This window comes from Microbacterium marmarense, from assembly GCF_037204165.1.
Taxonomy (GTDB): Bacteria; Actinomycetota; Actinomycetes; order Actinomycetales; family Microbacteriaceae; genus Microbacterium; species Microbacterium marmarense.
On record NZ_JBBDGL010000002.1, the window covers coordinates 503,727 to 517,672 of the forward strand.

Consider the following 13,946-nt stretch of genomic DNA (forward strand, 5'->3'; position numbering starts at 1 on the left):
AGCGGCGCTCAGACGTCGGCGACCTTGCGGCCCTTGTACTCGAGGAACAATTCCGTTCCCTGCGAGTCGGTGACGACCTTGGCCTGGTGCGGACGGCCGTAGACAACCTGTCCGTTTTCAACGGTCTTGGTCAGCGTGATGGGCGCCGCCTTCCACTGTGCGCGACGCGAACGAGTGTTGGAGCGGGAGACCTTCCGCTTCGGGGGGTTACCTGCCATGGCTAGCTCTCTTCTGTGTGATCAACGCCAGAGCGCGATGCTTTGTCGTCGTGGTCTTTGGAGTAGTCCTGGAGCGCGGCCCAACGAGGATCGAGGGGCTCACGCTGCTCTGTTTCGGTGCTAATGGTCAGTCGCTCGCCCGTATTCGGATCAAGTCCGGGGCAATCCGGCTGACACACCGGTTGAAACGGAAGCGACAGGACCATCGCATCCCTGACTAGAATTTCAAGATCCACGTGGTCGTCTTGAACCTCAAAGTCAGTTGCTTCATCTCCAGGGTACGCGAAAAGCTCCTGAAACTCGACTTCAACATGCTCTGCGATGTCTGTGAGACACCGACCACACTCTCCGACCGACTGCGCATCGGCAGTTCCGGTGACGAGAATCCCCTCGTGGACAGACTCTAAACGGCCGTCGACACGGACGATTTCTCCCTTAGGAAAGGAGACAAGCCCCTCACCCCACTGGGCCTCTGCGGGAACCTCCAGAGTGAAAACCCGCATCTCGCCGGGTTGATTGGTGATGTCGCGAACAGATAGCGCAAACGGGCCGGGACGATGTCTTCTCACGATCACCAATCGTAGCGGTGCACGACGAGCGACGACTGTGAACGCTCAGATGTTGCGGGCTCCAGTGTCGAGAAAGGCCGCGACCGCGGGCGGCACGAAAGGAGAGACGTCGCCACCGAGCGATGCAACCTGTCTGACCAGTGAACTCGAGACCATCGCGTGTGCCGGGTCGGGGAGCAGAAACACCGTCTCGATGTGCGCGAGATGCCTGTTGACGATGGCCATCGGCGTTTCGTATGCGACATCGACCTGCGAACGGATGCCCTTCACCAGCACACTTGCCCCGACGTCTGTCGCGTAATCAACGAGCAGCCCCATGCTCCACGAGGCGACAACCACCTTCGACTCAACGTCGCTGTCGGCAATCGACTGCTCAAGCAAAGACAGTCGCTGGGCGATCGGCAACATTGCTTCCTTGGCGGGATTGTGAACGACCAGCACGTGCAGTTCGTCATAGAGCGCGGCTGCGCGACGAATCACATCGAGGTGTCCGAGCGTGGGCGGATCGAACGATCCGGGGACGACGGCAATCCGGCTGCTCATGCAGCCCAGCCTAGGTCAGTTCTTCGCGAGGGCTGCACGCTCTTCGGTACTCACCCGACGTTCGATGGCGGCAGCCAAGCCTGGATTCCGCACCAACGCAGGGTCGTCTAGCAGAAGCTGTTCGGCCAGGATTCGTGCTTGCGCGATGAGATCTGCATCCTTCGCGACACGCAGCAGACGCAGCGACGAGCGCGCCCCCGACTGGGTGCCTCCCAGCACATCGCCTTCCCCGCGCAAGTCGAGGTCGACTTCAGCGAGCAGGAAGCCATCGAGAGTCTCCGCGACAGCCTCGACGCGCTCTCTGGCGAGCGACCCCCGTGCGGACTCAGTGACGAGCAGGCAGAGCCCCGGTACGCCGCCTCGACCAACACGCCCGCGCAGCTGATGCAGCTGCGACACACCAAATCTGTCGGCTTCGAGGATCACCATCGCGGAGGCATTCGCGACATCGACACCGACTTCAACCACCGTCGTCGCCACGACGACATCGATGTCGCCGCGCGCGAAAGCCTGCATGACGGCATCCTTCTCCTCGCTCGGCATCTTTCCGTGCAGGATCTGCACGCGGATGCTGCTGAACGCCGGATGCCGCGAAAGCAATTCCCCCACCTGAACGACACCCCAGCGTGTGCGAGGCGCCTGGCCGCCCTCGTCAACAGGCCCTTCGGCGGACTCCTCTTCATCCGCGCGAGAGAGTGCCTCAGCATCGATCGCCGCGCACACAACGAACGCCTGGTGTCCCTTTCCGACTTCTTCGGCGATGCGCTCCCACACCCTTGCGAACCAGGCAGGCTTTTCGCCGATCGGCGCGACGTATGTATCGATGCCCGCCCGCCCCGGTGGCATTGTGCGGATCGTCGAGACGTCTAAATCTCCAAACACCGTCATCGCGACTGTTCTGGGGATGGGCGTCGCCGTCAGCACGAGCGCGTGCGGCGCCGTGCCCTTCGCACGCAACGCCTCACGCTGGTCAACACCAAAACGGTGCTGTTCGTCAACGACCACCAGGCCAAGATCGGCGAACGTTGTCGATGCACTCAGCAGCGCGTGAGTGCCTACCACGATGCGCGCCTGACCAGAAGCGACACGGAGTGCGGCCTTTCGCCGCTCTGCAGCGGGCATTTGCCCTGTCAGCAGTGTGGGCATGAGCTCTGGTGCCAAACGAGTGCCGAGCATTCGCGCAATTGATCGCAGGTGCTGTGCAGCAAGCACCTCGGTCGGTGCGATCAAAGCTGACTGCCCGCCACTTTCAGCAACCTGCAGCATCGCACGCAGTGCAACCAGCGTCTTTCCTGAACCGACCTCGCCTTGAACGAGCCGGTTCATCGGCCACGGCGCCTGAAGATCGTCGGCGATCGAATCGCCCACCGCCACCTGATCGGGAGTACGTTCGAAAGGAAGCGCAGCGTCGAAGTCTTCTAGTAAGACGCCAGGTGCGCGGCTGGTCGCCGACATTGATCGAACGAACGCACGTTGCTGTAGCAGCGCCGTCTGCAGCACGAATGCCTCATGCATGCGCAGAGTCTCGAGAGCCGGCGCGATTTGCTCCTCGAAGTCTGGGCGATGGATGCGTTCGATCGCGGTGCGCGCGTCGAGATAGCCTCCTCTTGCACGCGCGTGCTCGGGGAGCGGGTCGGCGATGTCACCGAGCCCATCAAGCACGAGCGCGACGATCTTGGCGATCTGCCACGAGCTGAGTGCGCTCGTCGCAGGGTAGATGGGGATCGGCAGATGGGCGTTAGCCTCGGCAGTCATGCGCGCCGTCTCTTCGTCGTCGAAGAGCTCGTAGTCGGGGTGCGCGAGCTGTTTCGCCCCCCTGTACTCCCCCACCTTGCCGGCGAAGATTCCGCGGCGCCCCGGTGTCAGATTGTTCTTACGCCAACCCTGATTGAAGAAGGTGAGCGCGAGGTTTCCATGTCCGTCGCTGATGATGACCTCGAGAATCGAGCCCTTGCGGTTTTGCATGCGGCGTTCACTGACCGTGCGGACCTCAGCAACGATGGTGACGGGCTCGCCAAGCGGCAGTAGAGCGATCTCAGTCAATTCACCGCGCTTCGCATAGCGCCGAGGGTAGTGCGCGAGCAAGTCTCCGACAGTGTGCATGGCGAACGCCCGCTCAAGCGCTTTCGCGGTCTTGCCTCCTAGCGCACCGTCAAGGCGCGAAGCAAGGCTGAAAGAAGACATGCCACGAGTCTATGAGCGAGCACTGACTGTGCACACACAGCCGGACGGCGTACGGTGGTCTGCGTGTTCCGATCCTTCATCGCCCGCGTTTACTGGGCTTGCAGCAGGTGGACGCTCTCCACCAATCCCGCCCCGACACAGCCGTCGATCTTGATCGGTGCACCGCATACCTCGAACTGGGACTTCGTCGTCATGTTGGCCATCACCTGGCGATTGAAGATTCGAACCCATTGGCTCGGCAAAGACAGTCTGTTCCGCGGTTGGCGCGGGCCCATCATGCGTGCGCTGGGCGGCATTCCCGTAGACAGAAGCAACCCACAGGGACTGGTCGCCGATATTGTTGCACGTCGCAAAGCGGGCGAGGTATTCAGCTTGGTGGTCACCCCCGAGGGAACACGTGGTGCGGGAAAGTACTGGAAGTCGGGCTTCTATCGGATCGCCCGCGAAGCCGATATGCCCGTCGTGCTTGGCTACGTCGATCGCACCACAATGACGAGCGGGCTCGGAGTTACCGTGAAACTCACGGGCGATGTCGTCGCCGACATGACGCGCGTGCGCGATTTCTACGCCGACAAGGCGGGAATGCGCCCGCAGTTTCGCACCGAGCCGCGCCTCCGCGAAGAGGACATCGCGGCGCCGACCGCTGGCTAGGTGAGCCAGGTGACACGAATCATCGCCGGCCGCGCTGGCTCTTTATCGCTCGACGTTCCCGATGCCGGCACCCGGCCGACGAGCGACCGTGTGCGTGAGTCGCTGTTCGGTTCGCTCGAATCGTCTGATCTGCTGCGCTCGGCAACCGTTCTCGATTTGTATGCAGGATCGGGTGCTCTCGCGCTTGAAGCTCTGAGCCGCGGCGCCAGATCGGCAGTGCTGGTGGAGAAGGCACCCAAGGCCGCTGCCGTCGTTCAACGCAATGTCGATCGTGTACTCAAGTCGTTGGGTCAACATTCGACGGCGGTCGTTCATCGGCAATCCGCCGACATGTACCTGCGCGGCGCCCAGGGGCCCTTCAGCCTCGTGTTCGTTGATCCACCGTACGATCTTTCAGACGACGAACTCGGCGCGACGCTCGAACTTCTTGTTCCGGCACTGACCGCCGACGCTTGCGTCATCGTCGAGCGAGCATCCCGAAGCTCTCAGCCGAAGTGGCCTACCGGCCTCGTCGCGACGCGCCATAAGCGCTACGGTGACACGACCATGTGGTGGGCCGCCACAGCCTGATCAGCCGCGTGTCGCGTCCCAGTCATTGTAGGGATCCCACCCGCCACGGCCAGTGAACGCCGCCCCATCTACCAGCACCGGCGACGACGCGCGCGCGCAGACCACCCCAATGGCACGAAATCCCTCAGGCAGCTCACTCCCATGCGCGAACGTCGCTAGCAATGCATGGTCTTCACCGCCAGTGAGCGCGCTTGAGGCGTCGAGACCGAGCGAATCGCTTTGGATCGAAACCGACACGCCCGATGCCTCGGCCATCCGCGACGCGTCCAGCACCAATCCGTCGGAAACATCCATCATGGCGGTGGCGCCGGCAGCGGCGGCGACCGGACCAAGGCTGACGGGTGGATTCGGACGAAGTTGCGCACTCAGATCCGCAGCCTCCGCATCGGAAAGCGAAGTCAGATCAACAGCGCACGGCGCGCCCTCAGCATCCCGAAATCGATCGAACAACAGCGCCAGGCCACGACCTGCCGCGCCCAAGGTGCCCGCCACGGCGACAACATCGCCCACACGTGCTCCAGAACGCAAAACCGGCGGTTGCCCCTGCAACGAGCCGAGAGCAGTCACAGCGACAGTCAACGTGTCTGACACGGTGAGGTCACCCCCTTCAACCGCGCATCCGGGCGCCACCGAGTCGCACGCCGCACGCAGCCCCGCCGCAAACTCCTCGATGAACGACATGGCCGTCTGCTCAGGCATGGCAAGAGCGACGAGCAACGCGGTGGGGGCGGCTCCCATGGCTGCAACATCAGAGAGGTTGACGACCGCTGACTTCCAGCCAAGGTCGAATCCGCTCGTCCACGCCAGACGAAAGTCAGGCCCGTGCACGAGCGTGTCGGTGGTGGCGACCACTCGCCCGTCTGGCATAGCCAGCACTGCTGCGTCATCTCCGGGACCAACAATTGCCCGCGAAGGGGGCAGCGCCGCGAGGATACGAGAGAGGATCTTCCCTTCGCTCATCTCGCCCACTGTCGGGTCAGCCGCACTCACCTCTCAACGGTAGCCTGGAGTTGTGTCTGGAGTTCGCCGTTTTTCCGCTGTAGCCGTATTGGGTATAGCGCTAGCACTCGCCACAGGATGCACAACCACGGTGCCGATGCAGCCTGCGGCGGATTCGAATAGTCCCGCATGCGCCGAAGTGATGGTGCGACTTCCGGATTCGGTCGACAGCCAATCTCGCCGCTGGACCGACGCTCAAGCCACCGCTGCGTGGGGCGACCCGAGCAGCGTGCTCATGACGTGTGGTGTGATTCCCCCGGGCCCGTCGACGTTGCCGTGCCAGACCGTTGACGGCGTTGATTGGATCATCGACGACTCGGAAGCACCGCGCTACCGCGTGACCACTTTCGGCCGGACGCCAGCCGTCGAGGTCTACCTCGACAACGAAGTCGTCTCCAGCGCCACCGTGCTCGAACGGCTCTCAGGTGCGGTCGCGCAAATACCAAGCGAAGGCACGGGCTGCCTCGAGCGCGCTGAAGCCGGTAGCTGAGCGAGCTTGACTACGCCCGCGCCAGGGCCGTGTCGATCAGCTCAGAGATCAACTCGCGGTATGACAGCCCCGATGCAATCCAGCACTTGGGGAACATCGAGATCGGCGTGAATCCCGGCATCGTGTTGAGCTCATTCACATACAGGCCATCAGCCGCCAGAAAGAAGTCGACCCGGGCGAGTCCTCGCCCGTCCACCGCCTCGAACGCTTTGATGCCAAGCTGCTGCAATGAGCTGATCTCATCGTCAGTCAGATCAGCGGGGCACACCACCTGTGCACCGTCGCCGCCGAGATACTTTCCCTCGAAGTCGTAGAACTCTCGTGTGGTGAGCACGATCTCTCCCGGTAGCGACGCCTTGGCGGGTGCCCCGGCGCGACCTTCGAGAATGGCCACCTCGATTTCACGACCGACAATCGCAGACTCGATGAGTACCTTCTCGTCTTCGGCAAAAGCCTTCGAAAGCGCCTCATCGAGCTCGGACGGGTCATGCACCTTGGACACGCCCACGCTCGAACCCGCGCGAGCTGGCTTAACGAACGTCAGCTCCCCAAGCCGGGCCGCGTCAACGCGCACCTGATCGGGGTCTCGTTGCCACTGCCGCTTCGTAACGGTCACCCATGGCGAAACGGGCACACCCTCGGCTTCGAGCACGATCTTCATGAAGTGCTTATCCATGCAAAGCGCAGAATCGAGCACGCCGCCGCCCGCGTACGGGATTGACAGTGTGTCGAGGAAGCCCTGAACCGTGCCATCTTCACCATGAAGTCCGTGCAGAATCGGCAACACGACGTCCACAGTGCCGACTTCCTCGAGTTCTCCGCTGGGGAGGCGCACGCGCAACGTTCGATCTGATCCGCCCTCGGGCCACACGACGCGCGTGCCATTATCGAGAACCTCAGGCAAATGGTCGGCATCGAGCGCGAACTTCTCGGGGTCGTCGTCTTCGAGAACGAAGACTCCTTCGCGCGTGATGCCAATCGGGATCACACGGAATCGATCACGGTCAATCGCTCGAAGCACTCCGCTCGCTGTTGCGGAACTGATCGAATGCTCGCTGGAGCGACCTCCAAAGAGCACCGCCACCGCCGGCCTGTCCATTCTGAGTCCTCTCGCCCGCGGGGGTGTCATCGTCAGTTGTAAGGTGAGGCGCGATATCGCGCGGGTTCATTGTTCCGTCGAGCACCATCTTGACCTGCTCGACGATCGGCATCTGTACGCCAACTTCACGGGCAAGTTGAAGAACGGGCGCGACCGAGGCGAGCCCCTCCGCCGTCTGGTTCATCTGCTTGACGACGTCTTGAAAAGAGTAGCCTTGCCCGAGCAGACGCCCTGCCGTGTTGTTGCGACTGAGCGGCGATTGACACGTTGCGATCAAGTCGCCAAGACCAGCTAAACCCTGAAGAGTCTCTTGCTCTGCGCCCTGAGCAACCGCAAAGTCGGTCATCTCGACAAGGCCTCGAGTGATAATCGATGCCTTCGTATTCTCGCCGTAGCCGACGCCATCCACAATCCCGATGGCGACAGCGATGAGGTTCTTCAGTACTCCGCCAAACTCGGTGCCGATCACGTCGGTGTTCACGAACGTACGAAAGTACTTGTTGCGAGCACGTCGCGCGACCGCTTCTGCCGTCTCTTGACTGACCGAAGAAATCACGGCCGCGGTGGGCTGTTCGCGCGCGATCTCAAGCGCCAGGTTGGGCCCGGACGCTACCGCAATTCGTGCCGGATCGCAGTGCAGCTCCTGTTCAATGACTTGGCTCATCCGCAGGCCAGAACGGCGCTCAACGCCCTTCATCAGCGAGACCACCGGCACGCCAGTGCGAGACAGCAGCGGTCTGACCGCCTTCAAGTTCTCTCGCAGCGCTTGGCTGGGAACCGACAGATACACCTGTTCGGCACCATCAAGGGCCTCCGAGAGGTGATGTGTAGCCGACATCGCTCTGGGCAGGTTGATGCCAGGAAGGTATTGGCTATTGCGCTTCGCTTCTTGAATCTCGGTTGCCAGCTCTGGTCGCCGTGACCACATCACCACGTCTGCACCACCGTCGGCGAGAATCTTTCCGAACGTGGTGCCCCAACTGCCGGCGCCAATCACCGCAATGCGGGGGCGCACAACCTCAGATCTACGACTCAAGGCGGCCCGTTTCCTGCTGACCGTGGGCGGCCGGGTTCCACCGCTGCGCGGGGGCTGGTTCTCCGCGAAGGCCGGAGAGCAGTTGCGCGACGTCGGCCATGATTGCGTCTGTCGCCGCACTCAGCTTGGCAGGCGTAACGTCACCGCTGCGGTACTCACGGAGATCGACCGGGTCACCGATGACAACTTGAATTCTCCGACGCAATGGCCACAGGCGCAATTTGCCATACCGAGGCAGGATTTGCTGCGCCCCCCACTGCGCCATAGGAATCACGGGGATATCGCCGTCGAGTGCGAGTCGAGCTGCGCCCGTCTTGCCCCGCATAGGCCATAACTCGGGGTCTCGAGTAAGCGTGCCTTCGGGGTACACCACGACCCCGCGACCATGCCGAACTAGCATCTCCGTCGCGTCCAGTGTGTTGCGGGCTGACGCAGATGACGAATTGCGCGCGACCGGCACCATACCCGTCACGCTCAGTGCCCAACCCAAAACCGGAACCCGAAACAGACTCTCTTTGGCTAGAAACCTCGGCTCTCGGCCGACACGCCACACGGCAACGGCCACTGCGAGCGGATCGATCTCGGAGTAATGGTTGGGCGCGAGCACATAAGCACCCGTGCGCGGCATTTTGTGGCCGTCAATCACCTCGATCTTCATGATCACCCCGACGAGCGGCACGACGACGGCAGCGAGCGGCCAGAAGATGCTGAAGCGAAACTTCTCACCACGAGCGCGCTTGGGCGATTTGGAGACCATTGCCACCTCAGCCGATGACGTCGAAATCGGCGCCAAGCGTTTCGAGCTTGGTGAGAAACTTCTCGTACCCGCGACGGATGATGCCGACGTTGCGAACGACCGACTCACCCTCGGCAGCCAAGGCGGCGATCACGTAGCTGTAGCCGCCGCGAAGGTCAGGCACCTCAACATCGGCCGCGTGCAACGGCGTAGGACCGTTAATAACCGCCGCCTGCTCAAGTGCGCGTCGTGGAACACGGCGATCGGGGCTCGCGATGCCCTGGGGGTGGACAACGATATCGGCCCCCATCTGCACGAGCGCCTGAGTGAAGCCAAGACGGTTTTCGTACACCGTCTCATGCACGATCGAGGTTCCGTGAGCCTGTGTCAGGGCGACGATGAGCGGCTGTTGCCAGTCGGTCATGAACCCGGGGTGCACGTCAGTTTCCACCACGACCGGCTTGATGTCGCCATCACGACAGAACCGAATGCCATCTTCGTGAACGTCGAACCAGCCGCCGGCCTTGCGGAAAACGTTCAAGAACGTGAGCATCTCTTGCTGTTTCGCACCGCCAACGAAAATGTCGCCATCTGTGGCGAGGGCAGCGCAAGCCCAGGATGCCGCTTCATTCCGATCGAATATGCAACGGTGATCGTAGCCTCGAAGAGAATCCACGCCCTCGATGAGGATGACGCGGTTGGGCTCGTACGAGATGATCGCACCCATCTTCTGCAACAGCGCGATCAGATCCATGATCTCTGGCTCGATTGCCGCATTGCGCAGTTCTGTGATGCCCTTCGCGCGAACTGCAGTGAGCAACACCTGCTCCGTCGCGCCGACGCTCGGGTAGGGAAGCTCAATCGACGCGCCCGTGAGACCGTTCGGAGCGGTGATGCGGATGCCCTCGTACGTCTTGTCTACGACAGCACCGAACGCGCGCAGCGCATCCATGTGGAAGTTGATCGGGCGGTCTCCGATTCGGCAACCGCCGAGGTCGGGAATGAGCGCTTCGCCGAGCAGATGAAGCAATGGTCCGCAGAAGAGGATGGGAATCCTCGAGGCACCCGCGTGCGCATCGATAGCTTCGAAGTGCGCCGAAACTGCGCCGGACGTATCGAAGTGAAGGGTGCCTTCGTCGTTGGCATCGTCGTTGACTGTGACGCCGTGAACCTCGAGAAGAGATCGAACAACCTGAACGTCGCTGATGTCGGGAACGTCTCGCAGCGTGCTGGGCGTCTCGCCCAAGAGCGCGGCGACCATTGCCTTGGTAGCAAGATTCTTGGCGCCCTTGACTTCGACGCGCCCAGTCAGTGGTCGACCGCCGCGAATCGCGAGCACGTCGCCGGAGGCTTCTTTCTTCTCTCCTGCGGGAGTTTCTCCCTTAACGCTAAGAAGCGGCTTCATCCGGTGGACCTCACTTGTGTGTCTAGAGGGGTGGCTGGTGATCTATCGCTCTTGTAGAACGAGAGACCACAGGGTTAGCGAACGGGAAGTGTCCGCGGCCGCCACGCCTCGCGGCGCGCCTCAAACTGCGTGATCTTTTCTTGATTGCGCAGGGTGAGCCCGATGTCATCGAGCCCCTCGAGGAGCCGCCACCTAGTGTAATCATCGATCTCGAAAGACACGTGAAGATCGCCGATCGATGCCGTACGCGCTTCAAGATCCACTGTCATGCTGACGCCAGGGTTCGCGTCGATCGCAGCCCAGATGGCCTCGACCTCGTCTTCGGTGATCACCCCGGTCACGAGCCCTTGCTTTCCCGAGTTTCCACGAAAAATGTCAGCGAACTTGGGACTGAGAACCACCTTGAAGCCGAAGTCACGCAGCGCCCACACTGCGTGTTCACGACTCGAACCGGTTCCGAAGTCCTGTCCAGCCACCAAGATACTGGCGCCCTTGAACACCTCTTGGTTCAGGACGAAATCGGGATCCTGTCTCCAGTTTGCAAACAGCGCGTCTTCAAATCCGGTCTTCGTTACCCGCTTGAGGTACACAGCCGGAATGATCTGATCGGTGTCAACGGCGCTGCGTCGCAACGGCGCTGCGATGCCGGTATGGGTGACGAACTTCTCCATCTCAAGCCTCCACTCGTGCGGGCAGATCGCTCGGGCTCGACAGTGTGCCGCGCACCGCAGTCGCCGCCGCTACCAGCGGTGACACCAGATGAGTGCGCCCGCCCTTGCCCTGACGGCCTTCAAAATTTCGATTGCTGGTCGACGCGCATCTCTCACCCGGTGCAAGTTGGTCGGGGTTCATGCCCAGACACATTGAGCAGCCAGCGAAGCGCCACTCCGCCCCAAAAGCGGTGATGATCTTGTCGAGACCCTCAGCCTCAGCTTCGAGCCGCACGCGAGCGGAGCCGGGAACGACCATCACGCGCACGCCTTCGGCTTTCGAACGTCCCTCAATGACGGAGGCGAAAGCGCGAAGATCTTCGATACGACTGTTAGTGCATGAGCCCATGAAGACCGCGTCTACGGGAACTTCCTTGAGCGGCGTGCCTGCCTCAAGTGCCATGTACTCGAGCGCGCGTTCAGCGGCGGCCCGCTCGTTGGGGTCAGCTATTTCGCTCGGAGTGGGCACAACATCGCTGAGCGAGACACCCTGGCCGGGATTGGTGCCCCAGGTGACAAATGGCTCGAGTTCAGCCGCGTCGAAGAATACTTCGGCGTCGTACACGGCGCCTTCATCGCTCGGAAGCGTGCGCCAGTAGGCGACCGCATCGTCCCAGTCCTGGCCGACGGGAGCATGCGCCCGACCCTTCACATACTCGAAGGTGGTTTCATCGGGAGCGACCATGCCCGCACGTGCGCCAGCCTCGATCGACATGTTGCACATCGTCATGCGCCCCTCCATCGAGAGAGACCGGATGGCACTGCCACGAAATTCGAGTACATAGCCTTGCCCGCCGTTGGCACCCAGTCGCGCGATGACAGCGAGCACGATGTCCTTGGCCGTGACACCCGGCTTCAGCTCACCGTCGACAGTGATCGCCATGGTCTTGAACGGTTTGAGTGGCAAGGTTTGAGTGGCCAGCACGTGTTCTACCTCGCTCGTGCCGATACCGAACGCCATCGCGCCAAATGCGCCGTGAGTCGAAGTATGGGAGTCGCCACACACGACAGTGACTCCCGGCATTGTGAGGCCGAGTTGGGGACCGACCACGTGCACGATCCCCTGCTCTTTGTCGCCAAGCGAGTGGAGCCGAACGCCGAACTCTTCTGCGTTGTTTCGCAGCGTATGAATCTGTGTCCGGCTGGTGAGGTCGGCTATCGGCTTGTCGATGTTCAGAGTCGGGGTGTTGTGGTCTTCAGTTGCGATCGTGAGATCGAGACGGCGCACGGGACGGCCTTCCGCGCGCAAACCGTCGAACGCCTGGGGACTGGTGACCTCGTGCACCAGATGCAGGTCGATGTAGATGAGGTCGGGCTGCCCGTTCTCGCCCTTCACGACCAGATGGTCGTCCCATACCTTCTCGGCGAGGGTGCGGGGGCGATCTACAACGGCAGACGCGTCAGAAATTGTCATTGCTCTATCTCCTCGGAAAGCGAATCAAGCCCGTGACGACACTCCGCGACGAGAGAGGCCTGGACTAGGACTCGTCGCGGCCGCTAAGGAGAAGTCGAGCGATTCGCATCCAGACAGGCTACCACCGCTCACACACCATCGATCGTGGGCGGCGTGCCCTTCTCTTCGGCAACCGCGCCGGCGGCATCTTCCGGACTTGCTGCCCTGCTCTCGCGCGAAGCAGCGATGAGGCTCGCGATCGTTGCCACACCCATCGCGAGCACGATCACCACGAGCGACAGCCAGGTAGAGATCTCGGGAGCCCACGCGATCGGCTGCCCACCATTGATGAACGGAAGCTCGTTGACGTGCATCGCGTGCAACACCAACTTGACTCCGATAAAGGCCAGGATGAAAGCGATTCCATAGTGGAGGTAGCGCAGACGATCGAGCAGGTCGCCGAGCAGGAAATACAACTGGCGCAAGCCCATCAGCGCGAAGAGGTTTGCGGTGAAGACGATGAACGCACTTTGCGTTATTCCGAAAATCGCCGGGATCGAGTCGATGGCGAACAGCAGGTCAGTCACGCCGATCGCCACGAAGACGATGATCATCGGCGTCCACATCTTCTTTCCGCCTACGACCGTGCGGATCTTCGCACCGTCGTAGTGGTCACTGATGTCGATTGTGCGTCGAAGCGTGCGAACAATGAAGCTCTCGCGCTGCACATCGTCATCGTGGTCTCCGCCGGGAAATGCCTGACGGTACGCCGTCCAGACGAGAAACGCTCCGAAAATGTAGAAGACCCAACTGAACTCTTCAATGATTGCGGCGCCGGCCAGAATGAACAGCCCGCGCAGTATGAGCGCGATGATGATTCCCACCATCAGCACTTCTTGCTGGTACCGCCTCGGAACGGCGAACTGAGTCATGATCAGCACGAAGACGAACAGGTTGTCGATCGACAGGCTGTACTCCGTCAACCAGCCCGCGACGAACTGTCCCGCGAACTCAGCACCCGCAAAGATCCACATCAACCCCGCGAAGACGAGCGCGAGCACGATGTAGAAGACCACCCACAGGGTCGATTCCTTCGTCGACGGAATGTGGGGACGCTTGAGAATGAGCAGCAGATCTGCGATCAAGATCAGCGTGAGCACGATCAGCGAGCCAACTTCAAACCAAAGCGGAAGTTGCAGGTCCATACCGGGCCTTTCAAGAATGAGAGCGGGGGCGACAGAACGTCGAAAGTCTCTCCCCCGCACAGTTTCTGTGCGGTACGCGCCCGGGAAGCCAGAGCTCCCGTGATGACGAACGCGCGATTTCGGGATACTCCCTCTCGC

The 13,946-nt window shown here is 61.6% G+C and carries 15 protein-coding genes; 3 read left to right on the top strand and 12 right to left on the bottom strand.

Going from position 1 to position 13,946, the window contains the following annotated elements:
- Window positions 1-8: 8 nt before the first annotated feature.
- The 4 genes from rpmF to WDU96_RS08835 form a co-directional block, all read right to left on the bottom strand.
- Window positions 9-218 (bottom strand): 50S ribosomal protein L32, encoded by a 210-nt coding sequence (gene rpmF / locus WDU96_RS08820; protein WP_337338118.1) that lies wholly within the window; start codon window positions 216-218, stop codon window positions 9-11.
- 2 nt (window positions 219-220) lie between these two features.
- Window positions 221-721 carry a YceD family protein gene (locus WDU96_RS08825; protein ID WP_337338423.1) on the bottom strand — a complete coding sequence of 167 codons (501 nt, stop codon included), beginning with the start codon at window positions 719-721 and terminating at the stop codon, window positions 221-223.
- A gap of 111 nt (window positions 722-832) precedes the next feature.
- Window positions 833-1,330, bottom strand: a complete 498-nt coding sequence (gene coaD, locus WDU96_RS08830; protein ID WP_337338119.1) for a pantetheine-phosphate adenylyltransferase — start codon at window positions 1,328-1,330, stop codon at window positions 833-835.
- Window positions 1,331-1,345: 15 nt separating this feature from the next.
- Window positions 1,346-3,514 carry an ATP-dependent DNA helicase RecG gene (locus tag WDU96_RS08835; protein WP_337338120.1) on the bottom strand — a complete coding sequence of 723 codons (2,169 nt, stop codon included), beginning with the start codon at window positions 3,512-3,514 and terminating at the stop codon, window positions 1,346-1,348.
- Between the two features lie 63 nt (window positions 3,515-3,577).
- Here WDU96_RS08835 and WDU96_RS08840 point away from each other — a divergent pair, with 63 nt between their 5' ends.
- Window positions 3,578-4,165: a 1-acyl-sn-glycerol-3-phosphate acyltransferase gene (locus WDU96_RS08840; RefSeq protein ID WP_337338121.1), complete on the top strand. Its 588-nt coding sequence runs from the start codon at window positions 3,578-3,580 to the stop codon at window positions 4,163-4,165.
- Between the two features lie 9 nt (window positions 4,166-4,174).
- Window positions 4,175-4,735, top strand: coding sequence for a 16S rRNA (guanine(966)-N(2))-methyltransferase RsmD (gene rsmD / locus WDU96_RS08845; RefSeq protein WP_337338122.1), 561 nt, complete (start codon window positions 4,175-4,177; stop codon window positions 4,733-4,735).
- On the opposite strand, the gene thiL is transcribed toward rsmD, so the two are convergent.
- A complete protein-coding gene (thiL, locus tag WDU96_RS08850; RefSeq protein WP_337338424.1) occupies window positions 4,736-5,695 on the bottom strand; it encodes a thiamine-phosphate kinase in 960 nt (319 codons plus the stop codon).
- A gap of 52 nt (window positions 5,696-5,747) precedes the next feature.
- Here thiL and WDU96_RS08855 point away from each other — a divergent pair, with 52 nt between their 5' ends.
- A complete protein-coding gene (locus WDU96_RS08855) occupies window positions 5,748-6,224 on the top strand; it encodes a DUF3515 family protein (RefSeq protein WP_337338123.1) in 477 nt (158 codons plus the stop codon).
- Between the two features lie 10 nt (window positions 6,225-6,234).
- On the opposite strand, the gene WDU96_RS08860 is transcribed toward WDU96_RS08855, so the two are convergent.
- The 7 genes from WDU96_RS08860 to WDU96_RS08890 form a co-directional block, all read right to left on the bottom strand.
- Entirely contained in the window at window positions 6,235-7,323 is a 1,089-nt protein-coding gene (locus tag WDU96_RS08860; protein ID WP_337338124.1) for a D-alanine--D-alanine ligase family protein, read from the bottom strand.
- Window positions 7,229-8,359, bottom strand: a complete 1,131-nt coding sequence (locus tag WDU96_RS08865) for an NAD(P)H-dependent glycerol-3-phosphate dehydrogenase (protein WP_337338125.1) — start codon at window positions 8,357-8,359, stop codon at window positions 7,229-7,231. The genes WDU96_RS08860 and WDU96_RS08865 overlap by 95 nt, the downstream gene beginning before the upstream one ends.
- The gene (locus WDU96_RS08870) at window positions 8,349-9,116 is read right to left on the bottom strand and encodes a lysophospholipid acyltransferase family protein (protein ID WP_337338126.1); all 768 of its coding nucleotides are present in this window, start codon (window positions 9,114-9,116) and stop codon (window positions 8,349-8,351) included. The genes WDU96_RS08865 and WDU96_RS08870 overlap by 11 nt, the downstream gene beginning before the upstream one ends.
- A gap of 7 nt (window positions 9,117-9,123) precedes the next feature.
- The gene (gene murA / locus WDU96_RS08875) at window positions 9,124-10,500 is read right to left on the bottom strand and encodes a UDP-N-acetylglucosamine 1-carboxyvinyltransferase (RefSeq protein WP_337338127.1); all 1,377 of its coding nucleotides are present in this window, start codon (window positions 10,498-10,500) and stop codon (window positions 9,124-9,126) included.
- A gap of 74 nt (window positions 10,501-10,574) precedes the next feature.
- Entirely contained in the window at window positions 10,575-11,171 is a 597-nt protein-coding gene (gene leuD / locus WDU96_RS08880) for a 3-isopropylmalate dehydratase small subunit (protein ID WP_337338128.1), read from the bottom strand.
- A gap of 1 nt (window position 11,172) precedes the next feature.
- Complete coding sequence (leuC, locus tag WDU96_RS08885; RefSeq protein WP_337338129.1) at window positions 11,173-12,624, bottom strand: 3-isopropylmalate dehydratase large subunit; 1,452 nt, start codon at window positions 12,622-12,624, stop codon at window positions 11,173-11,175.
- A gap of 128 nt (window positions 12,625-12,752) precedes the next feature.
- Window positions 12,753-13,808: a TerC family protein gene (locus tag WDU96_RS08890; RefSeq protein WP_337338130.1), complete on the bottom strand. Its 1,056-nt coding sequence runs from the start codon at window positions 13,806-13,808 to the stop codon at window positions 12,753-12,755.
- Between the last annotated feature and the right edge of the window lie 138 nt (window positions 13,809-13,946).

Excerpts from the sequence above, each read along its gene's own strand:
- rpmF (WP_337338118.1), bottom strand. The coding sequence starts at position 218 with ATGGCAGGTAACCCCCCGAAGCGGAAGGTCTCCCGCTCCAACACTCGT.
- WDU96_RS08825 (WP_337338423.1), bottom strand. The coding sequence starts at position 721 with ATGCGGGTTTTCACTCTGGAGGTTCCCGCAGAGGCCCAGTGGGGTGAG.
- coaD (WP_337338119.1), bottom strand. The coding sequence starts at position 1,330 with ATGAGCAGCCGGATTGCCGTCGTCCCCGGATCGTTCGATCCGCCCACG.
- WDU96_RS08835 (WP_337338120.1), bottom strand. The coding sequence starts at position 3,514 with ATGTCTTCTTTCAGCCTTGCTTCGCGCCTTGACGGTGCGCTAGGAGGC.
- thiL (WP_337338424.1), bottom strand. The coding sequence starts at position 5,695 with ATGAGCGAAGGGAAGATCCTCTCTCGTATCCTCGCGGCGCTGCCCCCT.
- WDU96_RS08860 (WP_337338124.1), bottom strand. The coding sequence starts at position 7,323 with ATGGACAGGCCGGCGGTGGCGGTGCTCTTTGGAGGTCGCTCCAGCGAG.
- WDU96_RS08870 (WP_337338126.1), bottom strand. The coding sequence starts at position 9,116 with ATGGTCTCCAAATCGCCCAAGCGCGCTCGTGGTGAGAAGTTTCGCTTC.
- murA (WP_337338127.1), bottom strand. The coding sequence starts at position 10,500 with ATGAAGCCGCTTCTTAGCGTTAAGGGAGAAACTCCCGCAGGAGAGAAG.
- leuD (WP_337338128.1), bottom strand. The coding sequence starts at position 11,171 with ATGGAGAAGTTCGTCACCCATACCGGCATCGCAGCGCCGTTGCGACGC.
- leuC (WP_337338129.1), bottom strand. The coding sequence starts at position 12,624 with ATGACAATTTCTGACGCGTCTGCCGTTGTAGATCGCCCCCGCACCCTC.
- WDU96_RS08890 (WP_337338130.1), bottom strand. The coding sequence starts at position 13,808 with ATGGACCTGCAACTTCCGCTTTGGTTTGAAGTTGGCTCGCTGATCGTG.